This is a genomic window from Parabacteroides sp. AF14-59 (genome assembly GCF_003479515.1).
In the GTDB taxonomy this organism is placed as follows: Bacteria; Bacteroidota; Bacteroidia; order Bacteroidales; family Tannerellaceae; genus Parabacteroides; species Parabacteroides faecis.
Map to the genome: position 1 here is coordinate 18,269 of NZ_QUHH01000037.1, position 14,906 is coordinate 33,174.

10 protein-coding genes are annotated in these 14,906 nt (G+C 45.3%); all 10 read right to left on the reverse strand.

Annotated features, from left to right (window positions below):
- Positions 1-2: 2 nt before the first annotated feature.
- The 10 genes from DWW23_RS25055 to DWW23_RS25100 all read right to left on the reverse strand — a co-directional run bounded on the left by DWW23_RS25055 (position 3) and on the right by DWW23_RS25100 (position 14,894).
- Positions 3-2,384 (reverse strand): beta-L-arabinofuranosidase domain-containing protein, encoded by a 2,382-nt coding sequence (locus tag DWW23_RS25055; protein WP_122357194.1) that lies wholly within the window; start codon positions 2,382-2,384, stop codon positions 3-5.
- 46 nt (positions 2,385-2,430) lie between these two features.
- Positions 2,431-4,125: an alpha-L-fucosidase gene (locus DWW23_RS25060; RefSeq protein ID WP_122357195.1), complete on the reverse strand. Its 1,695-nt coding sequence runs from the start codon at positions 4,123-4,125 to the stop codon at positions 2,431-2,433.
- A 72-nt stretch (positions 4,126-4,197) separates the two neighbouring features.
- Positions 4,198-5,988 (reverse strand): RagB/SusD family nutrient uptake outer membrane protein, encoded by a 1,791-nt coding sequence (locus DWW23_RS25065; RefSeq protein ID WP_122357196.1) that lies wholly within the window; start codon positions 5,986-5,988, stop codon positions 4,198-4,200.
- Between the two features lie 23 nt (positions 5,989-6,011).
- Positions 6,012-9,323, reverse strand: a complete 3,312-nt coding sequence (locus DWW23_RS25070; RefSeq protein WP_122357197.1) for a TonB-dependent receptor — start codon at positions 9,321-9,323, stop codon at positions 6,012-6,014.
- A gap of 163 nt (positions 9,324-9,486) precedes the next feature.
- A complete protein-coding gene (locus DWW23_RS25075) occupies positions 9,487-10,488 on the reverse strand; it encodes a FecR family protein (RefSeq protein WP_122357198.1) in 1,002 nt (333 codons plus the stop codon).
- Positions 10,489-10,555: 67 nt separating this feature from the next.
- Positions 10,556-11,098 carry an RNA polymerase sigma-70 factor gene (locus DWW23_RS25080; RefSeq protein ID WP_122357199.1) on the reverse strand — a complete coding sequence of 181 codons (543 nt, stop codon included), beginning with the start codon at positions 11,096-11,098 and terminating at the stop codon, positions 10,556-10,558.
- Between the two features lie 101 nt (positions 11,099-11,199).
- Positions 11,200-12,522 (reverse strand): L-fucose:H+ symporter permease, encoded by a 1,323-nt coding sequence (gene fucP / locus DWW23_RS25085; RefSeq protein WP_122357200.1) that lies wholly within the window; start codon positions 12,520-12,522, stop codon positions 11,200-11,202.
- Complete coding sequence (locus DWW23_RS25090; RefSeq protein WP_122357201.1) at positions 12,515-13,291, reverse strand: HpcH/HpaI aldolase/citrate lyase family protein; 777 nt, start codon at positions 13,289-13,291, stop codon at positions 12,515-12,517. Before DWW23_RS25090 ends, fucP begins: the two co-directional genes overlap by 8 nt.
- A 24-nt stretch (positions 13,292-13,315) precedes the next feature.
- The gene (gene dgoD / locus DWW23_RS25095; protein WP_122357202.1) at positions 13,316-14,464 is read right to left on the reverse strand and encodes a galactonate dehydratase; all 1,149 of its coding nucleotides are present in this window, start codon (positions 14,462-14,464) and stop codon (positions 13,316-13,318) included.
- Positions 14,451-14,894: an RbsD/FucU family protein gene (locus tag DWW23_RS25100; protein WP_122357203.1), complete on the reverse strand. Its 444-nt coding sequence runs from the start codon at positions 14,892-14,894 to the stop codon at positions 14,451-14,453. Before DWW23_RS25100 ends, dgoD begins: the two co-directional genes overlap by 14 nt.
- Positions 14,895-14,906 lie beyond the last annotated feature (12 nt).

The window sequence follows — 14,906 nt, forward strand, 5'->3', positions numbered from 1 at the left end:
ACTTAAAGTATAGAAATTTTCTCCCTGGAAATGAAGGGATAACACGTAAACAACTCCGTATCGATAATATAATAAGGCTTATACTCAAATGAGCTATTGCCGCAAGAAACTGTAAAATGAAGCGGTTTATCTTTGGCCGGATCAAGCCTTCGTGTCAACTCATCATGAGAAAGAGGGATTTGAAGCCTTCCTTTTTGGATAGAATCCCCGGTTACGGCCATCAGAAGCGGTCCATATTCCAGAGCATAAGCATCCTGCCCTTCAAAGTCTTTTGATATACCTGCATATTTAACCAGTCTAAAATCCATCGGCAAAGAGAAGGTGATGACATCCTTATTATTCCATTTCCTGTCAAGGACAATATAGCTGCCCGGAATGCCGGTCGACTTTTCTTTATCATTGACTGTAACGGTCATAGCCGACGAGGCCCAGGAAGGGACACGGATGCGTATTTTACCGGTAATGCTTTTCTTTGTCGTCAGGACCAGTTTTACAGCAGGATTTTCCGGAAAAGAACTTTCCATTTGCAAAGTTAACGGAATGCCATTTTGCTTCCAGGTGAGAGTTGAAGGGTTAAACAGATCGACATAAATGCCATCATCCGCTATTTTATAAATAAATTCCGGTAAAGCTCCGATCAAACGGGTTCCCTGTCCTTCGCAACAAGTATTATCCTGATCTCCTTTCTTCTTTTTATCGATCAGGCGGACATGATAACGGATCCTGCCGTTCTGATCCTGGTTAGCCAATGCCACATTGTAAATAGACTTTTCTATTTCATTCGCATATTTCTCATTATCAGGATAAAGCAGGCGTAACTGTTGGTTAAAAAAGGTCCAGAACGAACTGCCGCACAACTCTCCGGTATCTGCCGTATGCAAATGATAGGATTTAGGAGGATAGTCATTATGCTCGGAAAGAGCAATGCTACCTCCGGTATGTTCAAAATAGTCGTGTATCAAATCCCAACCACCCAATGCCGCATGCAGATACATCTCATCCCCGGTTGCCATATACATATCGATCAGTGCACTCAATACGACGATCAGATAACAGTGTGAGCGATCGTAAGGATATTGCCAAAGTGCATCCGGGTCCCGGTCTTTCAGTTGTTCCAACCAGAAATTCATCTGATAATATCTTTGTACGGTCTGGATATCTTCCGGCACTCCGACCGGAGTATGATAGGTACGAGTATTGGCAATAACACCCTGTATACCGAATCCTCCCCGAAGCATCAATTCTTCAAGATAAGGGCAGGTATTGAACCAATCATAGAAATTGCGCAATAATTCGTAGGCCCTGGGATTTCCGGACAAGCCCGCTTCAATCAATCCCTGGGTCAACCAGGAACGGCTATAGCCACCGGTTTCACAGAACAATATATTTCTTTCGGGAAAACCGAGCAGATATCCGTCGGGGTCGGCACATTCTTCAATTACATCGATGACCGTATTCATGCCGTTACGTAATCGTTTATCCTCCAGCCACCGAAGTTGATTACCCGCTCCCATCAGGTATCGCCCGGCAAGAGAACCACCTAATATCCTGACCCAGGGGGCTTCATAAGGCCGGTCTTTCTTTTCACTGACGGGTTTTCCTGCTCGGATGCGGAAATCGCGTACTACATCGTTAATACTGAACGAGGTTTGCAGGTAATCGGCATTACGTTCTAACGCCTGTTTAAATAATCCGCCAACACAGACACCTGTACGAGGGACTTTCATTTGAGTATTTACAGGTTTCCAGTTCTCAGGTGAAGTCACATTCTCTATATGGTCATAGACAACACTTTCTCCTACGGGACGACGGGGACGAAGCAGCGTATGTTTGCCGAGATAACCGGAACCCGAATCGGATAGTAGTCTGTTTTCTGCCACATTCCGGTTTTCTGCAATCACTTCGAAACGCCAGAGATCAAAATAATATTTATTCCGGTTTTGCGGCGGTTTCGTCACAGTGAGCCTGACATAACGGCCGGATACAGGATTTTGCGGGACATAAGTATCTATCTTCTCGACAATAGTGACTTCATAATCTTTTTCCGTTTGATCGGTTATCAATGCGGATTGGGAGAATGTTTCTTCATCGGATGCCTCTATCCTGAAGCGTAAAGGAAAACCGGGACGAGTGTAACGGTCCCAGTTATCACGTATATACGGGTAAAGTTTTACCTCTTCGATCGAAAAAGACCTGCCAAGATCTACCTGTATCCAACAAGTATCCGGGAAATTGCCTGGTTGCGACCTGTATGCCGGTTCATGCGTCCTGCCGGCAACTCTTTCTACTCCCATAGGACCACCTTTCAGGTCAGTAACCTGCGCAATTACAGACCCGATACAAAAAAGTATGACAAGAGGCGTTATAATATATTTTATTTTCATTTAATCATTGATTATTAGAGTTCATAAAAATCATGCCGGATTCCGCCTATTGGCGGATACAGAAAGTATAAGCATATTTGCAGGGCCGTTTTTCCATATCCTGTAAATATTCGGGTATGAAAATGAACGTTTTACCATCTTTGTATTCCCAGTTTAAAGGGATATCGTTTCCCAATAAATAAATTTTACTGTTATCAGCTGGCCTGACTGTATTTAACTCCAACCGGTCACCTGGCCAGTCCAGAGAAATAGCATATACGGTCTGCCGGTCTTTACTGCAAGTATAGCGTATTGCTTCTTCGGCGATAATATCATAAGGCCGGGTATAATAAATACCTTCCCCATTTATTTTCAACCATTGTCCGATCTCTTTCAGTCTTTTCACCTGCATATCGGGCAATGCTCCCTGACCGTCCGGATTGACGATCAACAATAAATTACCACCCCGTGCAACAATATTTATCAACATATCCACTAACTCCTTGGATGTAACGACATTTTCTTCCGTATCCTGCCAGTTAAAGCCGAAAGACTGGCTGATACCCCGGTTTTCCTCCCAGGCATGCGACAACTTTGTTTTATAGCCTTTGGATATCCCATAACCATATTCGCTGGTAAAAATATCCCCCCGTATATTGCGTAATGTTCTACCGCCTACCATGCCGTAACGATCGTTTACCGCCACCTCTTTCCGCCCTTCCGCCTGATTATAGAAATAAGCGGCTATTTCATAGGTTCCCAATTCTTCAACCGGAGTAGTCCAGTCCCCGTCATACCACAGGATATCCGGATCATACATATCTATAAACTCGGCCGCCTGAGGAATGAGATAGTCTTTCAGATAATCTTTCACCGGTATTTTACCGGGAATGAGTTTCTCCCAGGCTACCCACGTTTCAGCTTCAGGTAACGACGTTTCAGACAGAGGGACATCGGTTCCTATATTCGTATTTCCACGAAACCAGGTCCGCTGTAAAAGTTCGCCGTTATCCCCTATGATCGGATATTCCCAGTCCTGAGTACAATAGTAAAAGCCAAATTTCAAGCCTTTCAACTTACATTGGGCTACAAGAGGGGCTATCAAATCTTTATCGTGTCTGTCTCCCATATCCATGTGGGTATAAGAAGAAGGCCAGAGGCAAAAACCGGAAAAGTGTTTGGCAAACGGAATCACATATTTCATTCCGGCTTCTAACGCCAGGTCTGTCAACTGTTCAGGAGAATAATCATTTGCCTTAAACAATGGAATAAAATCTCCTCTGCCGAAATCAGTTCCCCAATTCTTATCATGGTAAGGTTTGAGGTTCGGCTGCCTGTCCTTATAAGGCCTGCCCGGTACCATACGGTATTCGTACCAGTCGGGATAAACCGGTTCGTTTTCCAATTCGGTAGCGTAACCGGCGAGAGACCAGAGGTTCCAATCGAAAAACATCCCGAATTTCATATCCTCGAACCATTCCGGTGTCTGATGCCGGTCCAAAGACTCTCCCTCTGCTTTATATCTTCCGCGTTCAATCACACCGATAATCCGCTGATATTCTCCGGCTGCGTGTAGCATCAGAGCATCAGAGAATTTCTCTTTCATATCAAATAGGGAATAGGGATAACGATAGGGAGCAGGATCATATCCTTCCGGTCTCCTGTGCTCTTTTGGAGCCAGAAGGATCTCTTCCTGCTGAGCATATGCAAAAGATAGGAAAAGGCAGGACAAAATGCAGATAACAGATAGTTTATATTTCATATATCATCTTATTTATCCGGCAACAGACCGACCTTTTTTCTGACAAATCTGCTGCCGGTTTGATTATTTAGCCTATCTGTCTGTCCAACCCGGGTTTTGTTGCAGAACGACATCTTTATTCGTATCAATAACCGATTGGGGAATAGGCCACAGATTATAGTTGAAATTTAAAGTCGCTTTTGTTTCCGGCCAGAAAGCATATTGACGTATCCGGTCGACAGCAATCGTGCCGCCCATACGAAGTAATGTATTCCAGCGAGTTTCTTCATATATCAATTCCCGTGCTCTTTCATCCAGGATCATATTGAAATTGTCATCCATATCGGCCGCAGTCACCATGTAACTACATTGGGCACGTGCCCGTAAAAGATTGATATCGGATGCCGCCCCTTGTTTATTTCCTAAACGTTGTTTCGCTTCCGCCCGGAGAAGAATCGTTTCCGACAAACGGATGTAATAATCATCGCGGAACAGATTGCTGCGGTCCTGCCCCATATCAGTTCCTACATATTTATCGGTAGTCACCTTGCACGACTGAGGCCAGGCACGGCTCCGGTTATTATCGTTGACGGCACTGCTCGTATTGCCATAATAGATATAATCCCAGGGGATTACCTTCAGATAATAAGGGGAACCCGGAACATTCCCTTTGAAGCGCCTTCGCATGACTACTTCCGAATTACGCAGGTCTTCACCCCATTTATCGTCATAGATGAAATCACGTGTGTACATCGTTGCATTGACACGGGTAATTCCGCGGCCACCGATATCCTCCAGCATACCGGTAATGACGTCCGGAATACAGTCACGGAACGAATGACCGTAAGCACGCGTATATTTCAGATAAGATTGCTTATCTTCTGCCTGATAGGCATCCCAATCGACTTGTAAAGTCCAGATACTCTCTTTATTTCCATCCTGATAATTGATATTTCCATCCTGGAATAAATCCCAGAAATGATTCGGATAAAACAGCAGAGTGTCCACCACCGCCCTGGCGGAGTTTCCGCTTTCATGAATATCGATCGTAAAAGTCGCCTCGTTCGCCCGTTTACCGAACCGACCCGTCATCAGAGAATAGGTTCCTCCGTCGATCAATTGGTTTGCATAGTTGACAGAGGAAGTATAAGCTGCCTGTGATTCACCCGACTTACCTTCCGCCTCCAGTTGGATACCGAGCGAAAGATATAATTGTGCCAGGTTATGTTGTGCCGCCCCCCGGACAATCCGCCCTCCGCTGGCTGTAGTTTCAGGCAAATCGCTCAATGCACTCTCCAGATCGTCGATAGCAAACTGATAGGTCTGTATCCTCGTACTTCTTTCAAAATCGTAACGGGGACCGGTAACCAACTCGTCCACAATGGGGACACCTCCGAACAATTCTCCCAAGTTCCTATAGGCAAACGCACGGAAAAATTTAGCCTGTGCAATGATATAGGCTTTTTCGTCCGCCGAAGCCCAGGTAATCTGCGGCAGTTCTGCCGCATACATCGCCAGGTTAGTACGGGAGATGATCTTATACATATCTGCATAGATATCTTTAAATGTATTATGATTCGAGTTAATGGTACTATAATCACTGAAAGTCGATCCTTTACGGTTGCTGCCTACATCGTACATATCCGTCCCCTTGCCTCTCCAATCGTAATAGGAAGCACTTTCTCCCGGATTGGTCCACATGGTTCTGAGTTGCGAGTAGATAGCGATCACAATCTGGTCTACCTGGGCAGAGGTCGAATAGATGTTATCGATGGTATAGAATGATTCCGGATTCTCCTCAAGGAATTTATCATCATTGCAGCTTGTCATACTGAACAGTATGGCCAACATGCAGACAGTTAATATGGATATTATTGCTTTCATATTCGGAATATTTTAAGTTACTGTTAAAAACTGATGTTTACCCCTAACGAATAGGTAGACAGTACCGGCAGGTTACCATCGTTATATCTACGCCCTGTTTCGGCATCCACACCTTCCCACTTAGTAAATATCAGAGGATTCTTAGCTGTCAGATAAACCTTGAGGTTATTGATATTGACCGACTTAAGCAATGAACGGTCGAAGGTATATGACAGGGAGACATCTTGTACCCTTACAAAGGTCCTCGATTGTAATCCTTTGAAACGGTTATCGCCTGTAAAAGTCGCCGACGGATAGGTATTGCTTTTATTCTCCGGAGTCCAGTAAGGGATCGAGATCGTATTATCCATAAACATGCCTGATCCGTTGATCTGGAAAGCCCTCGGATTTTCTTTCATGTAATAGTTATTACCTCCGAAGATACCCACCAACATGATATATAACTCGAAATTCTTATATCTGACGGTGTTACTCATATTCAGCCTGAAGTTTTCTTTCGAGTAACCCAGGATCGTCCGGTCATCGTTTGTGATACCCGGCTTCCCATCCAAATCTGCATATTTCGGATTACCGGGCAGGGCACCGGTCAGTTCCATATACTCTGCATCGTCTTCCTGCACGATGCCTATCTGCTTGAAACCGTAGATGGCACCTAACGATTTACCGATAAACAGCGAGTTACCGATGTCATCGTCTTCCTTTCCGTCTCCATCGATATCTTCCCCATATAATTTTACCAGTTTGTTTTTATTCTTCCAATAAGTAACCGAGGTAGACCATCTCCAATCTTTGTTTTGGACATTGACCGAATTAACCGTCAGTTCCACTCCCGTATTGTTCACCTGTCCCATGGAAGTAGTGATACTGGAGAAACCTGTCATAGAAGGGATCACACGGCTGAATAACTGGTCGTATGTTTTGGAATGATAAATATCTATATCGACAAACAAACGGTTATTCAACCAAATCGATTCAAATCCGGTATTCAAGGCATCCGTACTCTCCCATCCCAGGTTATAGTTTCCCATATTACTCTGTACCAAACCATAATAGATCTTATCTCCCGTATCGGAGAATTCGTAACGAATACCTCCTGCCGGTCCGTTCTGCACTTTCGACAAGGTTGCGTACGGATCGATAGCCTGGTTGCCGTTCTGTCCCCATGAAAACTTCAGCTTCAGGTTATCCAACGGTTTGAAGTTCTTCAGGAAACGTTCCTCGGAGATACGCCAGGCAGCTCCTACAGATGCAAATGTTCCCCATTTAGTATTGGAACCGAAAACGGAAGCCCCGTCCCGGCGAACAGAAGCCGTCAGGTAATACCGGCTGTTGAAACCATAATTCGCACGGGCCAGGTAACCGATATTAGCCTTTCTGTAAGCACCATTCAGATTGAATTTCTGGACTGTGGCGTAATGAAGGCCGGAAGATCCCAATGTTGTACTACCGGCAGAAGCAAAATCACTACCTGTGATCTGGTTACGCGTATATTTCATCTCATCACGGGTCGCAACCAGAGTTGCTTCCACATCGTGCAGGCCAAACCGGTTTTTATAGGTGATGATGTTATCTACTACATAACTGTATGTCTTCGTATTCTGCAAGTCACCATTAGCTTTAGCCAACAGGTTTTCGAGTGCGGCAGGCGAATAACGTTCAAGCCCTGCCCCTTCGGTTATATAATAACCTTCATGGTAGAAGTTACCCGTTTCCGTAAGGTCCAGGTTTGGCTGGAAATTAAGCCGGTAGCTCAGCCCTTTCACCCAGGGGACCTGTACCGTCGCATACGCATTCAGACGGAAGTTCTGACGGATATCCTTATTATCGCGCGTTCCGGATTTTGCATCCCACAACGCATTGGTCGAACCGATTTCACGCGGATATTTTTCCAGGTTGCCTTCTTCATCCCGGTAGATCACACCTACAGGAGTCAGGGCAAAGGCCGAATTTACACTGGCTTCGACGCCGGAATAGTCACGGCGGGAATAACGAGCATCGACCCCGATATTCAACCAGTCGGTTATATCCGTATTGATCTTACCGAAGACCGAGATGCGATTGTAATCATCTCCCTTGATCACATGGTGGCTTTCTTCATAAGCCGTAGATAGATAATAGTTAACGCCTTTTCCCCGGCCGGAAACAGATAACTGATAATCCTGAAAAGTTCCTGTACGGCTGATCTCATCGAACCAGTCCTGTTCTACACCATTCTGATAATTAGCCAGTTCCCCGGGTTTCATCCAGGAAGTTTCACCTTCCGAATATCCACCGGCAGTATTGACTTTACGTATCCACTCTTCGGTTCCCATTACTTTCGGTCGTTTTTGCCAGGCATGTACACCGGCATTGGCATTCAGCGTGATGACCGGTTTATCCGTCTGTCCTTTCATGGTCGTGATCGCAATAATACCATTACCTGCCCTTGTTCCGTAGGCAGCGGCAGAAACTGCATCTTTCAGTACATCGATACTAGCCACATCACTCGGGTTGATATCGCCGATCTCCCCCATATAGATGACTCCGTCCAATACGATAAGCGGCTTGTTCGACGATTCGTTAATTGAATTTTGTCCGCGTATCAGCATTTCCGGGTCTGATCCGACACCGGCGGTGGCTCCGACATTCAGACCTGATACATTTCCTTTCAGCGACTCCAGCACGTTCAGGTTGGGCATAAGGGCTGCGGGAGAGTTTTCCAGCTTCACGGAGCTTACCGAACCGGTAAATTCGCGGCGGCGAGCGGTTCCGTAACCGATAACGATCACCTCATCCAAAGTCTGGTTATCTTCTTCCAGACGTATGGCATAGTGTAGCTGTGCTCCTACGGTAAATTCCTTAGTCATGAAACCTATATAAGTGACTTGTATTACAGCCCCGGGAGCTACCGATAAAGAGAACTTCCCGTTCTGATCGGAAATAAGACCGTTGGTAGTCCCCTTTTCTACAATATTAGCACCAATAATAGGATCACCGTTTTCGTCCGTTACAGTTCCGGAAATTATTTTCTCCCGTTGTGTGTTGTTATCATTTATCCGGGTAATGACAATGTGGCTCCCCTGATATTTGATATCGAAATGACGTCCGGGAAGAATCTTCGGTAAAACGTCCTGTACGGTTCCCTCTACAGGCAGCGATCGTACAACTCCGCTATCATCCAATTCCTGGGCATTGTAATCGATAGACAGGTTACTTTGTTGTTCGATCTGTTTGAAAGCTGCTTTCAACGTTACATTATTCCCTGCAATACGTACCCGCTGTTGCTGGGCATGGCCGGATACACAAAAAAGGGTTAGTGCAACAATGAAAAGTATCCGGGTTTTATTTTTATACATGCGATTATGTATTAGAATGGTTAATTTCATATCTTTGTATATTTATATGATTTATGAGATTGATTTGATTGGTTCTCGTTACAGATATAATCATTGAGATCTCGAACGCCGGGGAGAGCAAATCGGCAAAGGTTATTCTTCCCGGTTTCTTTTTTGCATGATGTTATCTCCTTTTGTCATTAATATAAATATTTCTTCCCTGGATGGTATAGTTCATGCCGGTCAGCAAACGAAGCACCTCCATAGCCTCGCCGACCGTTTCACCCGGCATAAATTTCACATTGTATGTATGGTTCCTGTAAAATGACGTGTTGTAATGGAATGTCACATTATATTTACGTTCCAGTGCGACAAGTATTTCCTCGACCGGAGTATTATCGAATACAAGGAATCCTTTCCGTTCCATCCTGTAAATATCCATATCGATATCATGGACATAAAAAGAACCTTCACGGTTTGAATAGACCAGCTGCTGGCCGGGAATAAGCAGATAACGTCCCGATGTCTTATTTTTGATTGCAACAGCTACCCTTCCTTCTTCTAGCGTAGTTGTCGTAAAGAGATCATCGGGATAAGATTTAACTGTAAATTTTGTACCGGTTACTTCCACATCGATATAGTGGGTTTTAACATAAAACGGTTTGTCACAGTCCGGCTCCACTTCAAAGGTGGCTTCTCCGGAGAGAAATACAGGCCGGTCATCTGCAGCAAACTCTTCCGGGTAAATAAGTACGGACCCGGCACTTACCCAGACTTTCGTCTCATCGGGAAGCCGGATATACCGGGTATCCCCATAAGGAATAAAAACTTCCACCATATCAATCGTCTTGTAAGGAGTCAACCGATTAGTTACGAGGTAAGTCATACCGATGGAAAAGGCCAGTACCACTATGGTTGCTGCATATTGTTTCCATTTGTATAACCGTGTACGTCCGGTCCGCCATGTCTTACGATTTCCGATGCGGCCGGCAACCGACAGCCAGTCTTTATATGTTTGTTCGTCGGCAGTTTCAGGAATAGTTCTCCACACTTCTGCCATTGCCTCTATTTTTTCCTGTTGCCCGCCGGGGGCACAAAGCCATTGACCGAAGATATGCCGTGTATGCTTCGGGAAGCGTTTGCCAAAGAAGGTTCGAATAATATGATCGATCGTTTTCTTTTCCATATTCTTTTTCCTTTATATATAGTAGTAAAGGAAAGAAGGTGATACGCACGAAGAAAAAAGCTGTTATTCAACAGAAAAGACAGAGATACAACAACACCTTACGCAGTTCCGAAAGAGCAAGGCTCAGATTGTTTTCCACCGTGCGTTTATTGAGGTTCAGTTTTCCGGCAATCTCCTCATTACTCAGTCCTTCATAACGGCTCATACGGAAAATACGCTGACGCCGGACCGGCATTTGATTGATTTGTATTTCGATCTGTAATTGCAGGTCCTGGAGGAACAGACTTTCTTCGACTGTTTCAGCAGGAGCAGGGTGGAGAATCTGGCTAAGGGCATATTTCTCATGCACGATCAAGCGGTCATAATAATTATACACCTGATAACGGCCTATCTGGAAAAGGTAGGCGGTAAATGATTCCACATGAGCCAGCCGATGCCTTTTTTCCCAGATATCGAGGAAAATATCCTGGGCCATATCACGACAAAGTTCTTCCTCCTGGAGGAAGCCCGCCAGGAAAGTTACAAGTTTGGGCTGATAACGCATGAATATCCGTTCAAAAGCCCGCATGTCACCAAAAGCTATTTTCTTCAGATCTCCTTTTTCTTCCATAAGTTTCTTTCATATGGGGAGGGGTCGAGGTTCCATAATAGCTACTACAAAGATATAATTTTATATGAATCTCATTCCATATATCGGGTATAGCAGTTATTTCATTCACAGACAGGTCCACCGGGTTTTGAACCGATAAAAGAAAAATAAGCGACTACACAATAGGCGAACATCGGCACGATCATCGCCGGTGCTACGGCATGCGCCCAATGAGAATCCGCGATAAGTCCCATAACAGGAGTCAGGATCGCACCTCCGATCAAACTCATGATCAATACGGAAGCTCCTAATTTTGCATTTTGCCCCAACCCCTTCACTCCGGATGCAAAAATAGTGGGATACATTAACGACATAAAGAATGTGGTACAAATCATAGCACCGATACCGATCCAATGGGAAAGATCATGTAATCCGAACACATTCGCCCAACGGGAAGAGGCGATCACGATCAAAACCAGTCCGATATTGATCAGTGAATAAACGCCCATCAAACGGGTAGGTTTTATATATTTCATCAAAAACGTCGAGAAAAAACGGCCGCACATGAACAGGACCATATTCAGTATCAATAACCCTCCGGCCTGTTTCTCCGTCATCGGACTGTTTTCCTGTACATAGGTGATCAGATAACTCCAGGTTCCCAATTGTGCCCCCAGATAAAAGAATTGAGCAATGACGGCATTATACCAATGCGGGTATTGTAGCAACGCCCTGAAACTACCTTTGTGTTCGGTATCGCCCGATGTCTCTATTTTAGGAAATTTAGTACGCCAGATCAGGAAGGCTACTATCAGTACAATAATACCCAGAATAATATAGGTAGGACCGACACGCAGGTTCTCCGCTTCCAGAAAGGCATGATATGTCCCGGCTGTTTTCATCTCGAGTATTTCCCCTGCTGTCGGTTCATTCCCCGAAAAAATAAAGATCGTACCGACAGCTACGCCGGTAATACCACCGATCGGGTTAAAAGACTGGGCCAGGTTCAGCCTTCGCTCAGAGGTTGCCGGATCACCCAGTCCGACGATAAAACTGTTAGCACCCAGTTCCAGGAAGGCCAATCCGCTGGCTATAACAAACAAAGCTCCGAGAAAATAGATATAAACTCCTGCCATTGCCGCAGGGAGGAAAAGAAAACAACCCAGGGCAAAAAACAACAATCCGACAATCAACCCCGCTTTATAGCCCATCCGCTGCATAAAAAGTCCCGCTGGTATAGCCAGGCAAAAATACCCCAATTTAAAAGCAGACTGTACAAAACCGGCTTCCAGTCGCGACAACTCCATCGATTTCATGAATTGCTTGATCAACACATCATTCAACGTATTCGGTAAAGCCCACATGAAAAAGAGGAGCGTCACTAATATAAAAGTAAAGGTATATCCCGGTGTTATAAGATGTGGTTTATCTTTTGTGTCATTCATGGTTTTCGTGTTTTAATTTGTGAATAATAGATATACAAGCTTCCATATAAATGCCTACATCGACAGAATAAGAGATATACTGAATCCCTGCCTTTCTCCATAAAGCAGCCGATTCGGGCGTATCACAGAAAACTCCGAGTACAACTCCCGCCGCCCGTGCTTTCCCTGTAATATCTTCTATAGCCTTGATGACCGAAGGATGTGAAACTTGCCCCGGTACTCCCAACGATTGCGAAAGGTCATAAGGACCGACAAACAGAATATCAAAACCTTCCACCCGTAGTATTTCATCCAGCTCATCGATCGCCTGCGTTCCTTCGATCTGCAGAATAACCAGTGACCGGTTTGCTTTCCTGAAATACTCATCCCGGGGAATGGCCGAATAACGGGCGGCTCTTACAAAACGGCACACGCCACGTTCTCCGTCCGGAAAGAAGCGGGCTGCTTTCACAACTTCACGGGCCTCCGAAGCCGAACGGACCTGTGGCACCTGTATTCCTTTTGCTCCCAGATCCAACGCTTTACCGATAGTCATTTCCAACGAATCATAGGTACGGACTACCGATATGACATCACTGACCTCCGCAGCTCTGACCAGATGCTGTAAACCGGAAAATCCAACAGGACCATGTTCCATATCCAGAATGACAAAATCAAACCCTGCATATCCGGAACACTCTACGAAAGCCGCATCCGTAGCCTTCATAAAAGGGCCATAAACAGCTTCTCCTTTTGCTAACCGCTCTTTAAATATATGCAAAACATCCATAGTAATCCTCTTTTTCGGTTCCATTTACCATTCTGCAATCACTCCGGAAGGAGTTCTCCACACCGGGTTTTTCCAACTATGTCCTATCCGGGCCATTTCACGAACCTTCTCTTCATCGATCTCGATTCCCAATCCGGGACCATCGAAAATCTCGATGTATCCGTCTTTGAATGCAAAAACATCCGGATTCTTTACATAGTCGAGCAAATCGCCCCCTACATTATAATGAATACCGGCGCTTGTTTCCTGAATAACCGCATTGACCGTATTAAAATCCAGTTGCAGGCAAGAGGCAAAAGCGATCGGTCCGAGCGGACAATGCGGTGCAACCGTTATATCGTAGGCTTCAGCCATAGTCGCAATTTTTTTACATTCGGTAATTCCACCTGCATGACTCAGGTCCGGCTGGATAATATCGACCGCGCCCTGTTCAAACAAAGATTTGAAATCCCAACGGGTATAATGCCGTTCCCCGGTCGCGATCGGTATCGATACCAACTCGGACAACATTTTAAAATACTCACCGTTCTCCGCCAATACCGGTTCCTCTATGAAAAGAGGACGATAAGGCTCCAACTCCTTCATCAGCACCTTAGCCATTGTTTTATGTACCCGCCCATGAAAGTCGATGCCTATACCAAACTCCTTCCCGCATGCCTCACGTATGCCGGCAACCCGCCCGATCACTTCCTCCACTTTTCCGAACGAATCGATCCATTCCAGTGCGTCGGTTCCATTCATTTTGACAGCCTTCAACCCGGCCTCCTGTTTTTCTTTTGCCGCCTGGATTACATCCGAAGGACGGTCACCGCCAATCCACTGGTAAACCATCATTTTATGGCGGACCGCGCCCCCCAGCAAACTACAAATCGACTGGTTCGCCGCTTTCCCTTTGATATCCCATAATGCTTCATCGATCCCCGAGATCGCGCTGCTCAGGATAGGACCGCCCCGGTAAAATCCACCCCGGTATAAGGTTTGCCATATATCTTCTATCTGCGACGCATCACGCCCGATCAGATACGGGGATAATTCATTGACTGCTGCCTCTACCGTGTCTGCCCGTCCCTCAACGACAGGTTCTCCCCACCCGATAAAGCCATCGTCCGTGGTGATTTTCAGGAATAACCATCTTGGTGGTATTTTAAATAACTCCAGTTTATCTATTTTCATGATTTTCAGCTTTAATAATTCCCTTTCGGATAATAATATTAGCGAAGCCTTCCTGTTCGCCGGTCGTTATAATGGCATAGGCCCTTCCTGCCCGTTCGTAAAACTCCGGTTTGGGCAGCATAATAAACAGTTTATTTCCGTCAGGATATTTTTGTAAATGTTCCCTGTATTTACTCCAGACGGCAGGTTCCTTCTCACCCGGATATTTCATGACCACTGCTGTAAAATCGACCGCATAATCGAGTGGAAAAAGCGGTAATATGGCATCCAGCATAGCCACGGTCCCATGACCGTCGGCACGTACCAACCGCTGTGCATGCGAAGCGGCTGGAAAATTACCGTCCCCCAATACGAGTTCATCCCCATGTCCCATTTCCATCAGTAACTTGATCAGTTCCGGTGAGATTTTTCTATCGATTCCTCTTAACATAATGGATCCTCC

Excerpts from the sequence above, each read along its gene's own strand:
- DWW23_RS25055 (WP_122357194.1), bottom strand. The coding sequence starts at position 2,384 with ATGAAAATAAAATATATTATAACGCCTCTTGTCATACTTTTTTGTATC.
- DWW23_RS25060 (WP_122357195.1), bottom strand. The coding sequence starts at position 4,125 with ATGAAATATAAACTATCTGTTATCTGCATTTTGTCCTGCCTTTTCCTA.
- DWW23_RS25065 (WP_122357196.1), bottom strand. The coding sequence starts at position 5,988 with ATGAAAGCAATAATATCCATATTAACTGTCTGCATGTTGGCCATACTG.
- DWW23_RS25070 (WP_122357197.1), bottom strand. The coding sequence starts at position 9,323 with ATGTATAAAAATAAAACCCGGATACTTTTCATTGTTGCACTAACCCTT.
- DWW23_RS25075 (WP_122357198.1), bottom strand. The coding sequence starts at position 10,488 with ATGGAAAAGAAAACGATCGATCATATTATTCGAACCTTCTTTGGCAAA.
- DWW23_RS25080 (WP_122357199.1), bottom strand. The coding sequence starts at position 11,098 with ATGGAAGAAAAAGGAGATCTGAAGAAAATAGCTTTTGGTGACATGCGG.
- fucP (WP_122357200.1), bottom strand. The coding sequence starts at position 12,522 with ATGAATGACACAAAAGATAAACCACATCTTATAACACCGGGATATACC.
- DWW23_RS25090 (WP_122357201.1), bottom strand. The coding sequence starts at position 13,291 with ATGGATGTTTTGCATATATTTAAAGAGCGGTTAGCAAAAGGAGAAGCT.
- dgoD (WP_122357202.1), bottom strand. The coding sequence starts at position 14,464 with ATGAAAATAGATAAACTGGAGTTATTTAAAATACCACCAAGATGGTTA.
- DWW23_RS25100 (WP_122357203.1), bottom strand. The coding sequence starts at position 14,894 with ATGTTAAGAGGAATCGATAGAAAAATCTCACCGGAACTGATCAAGTTA.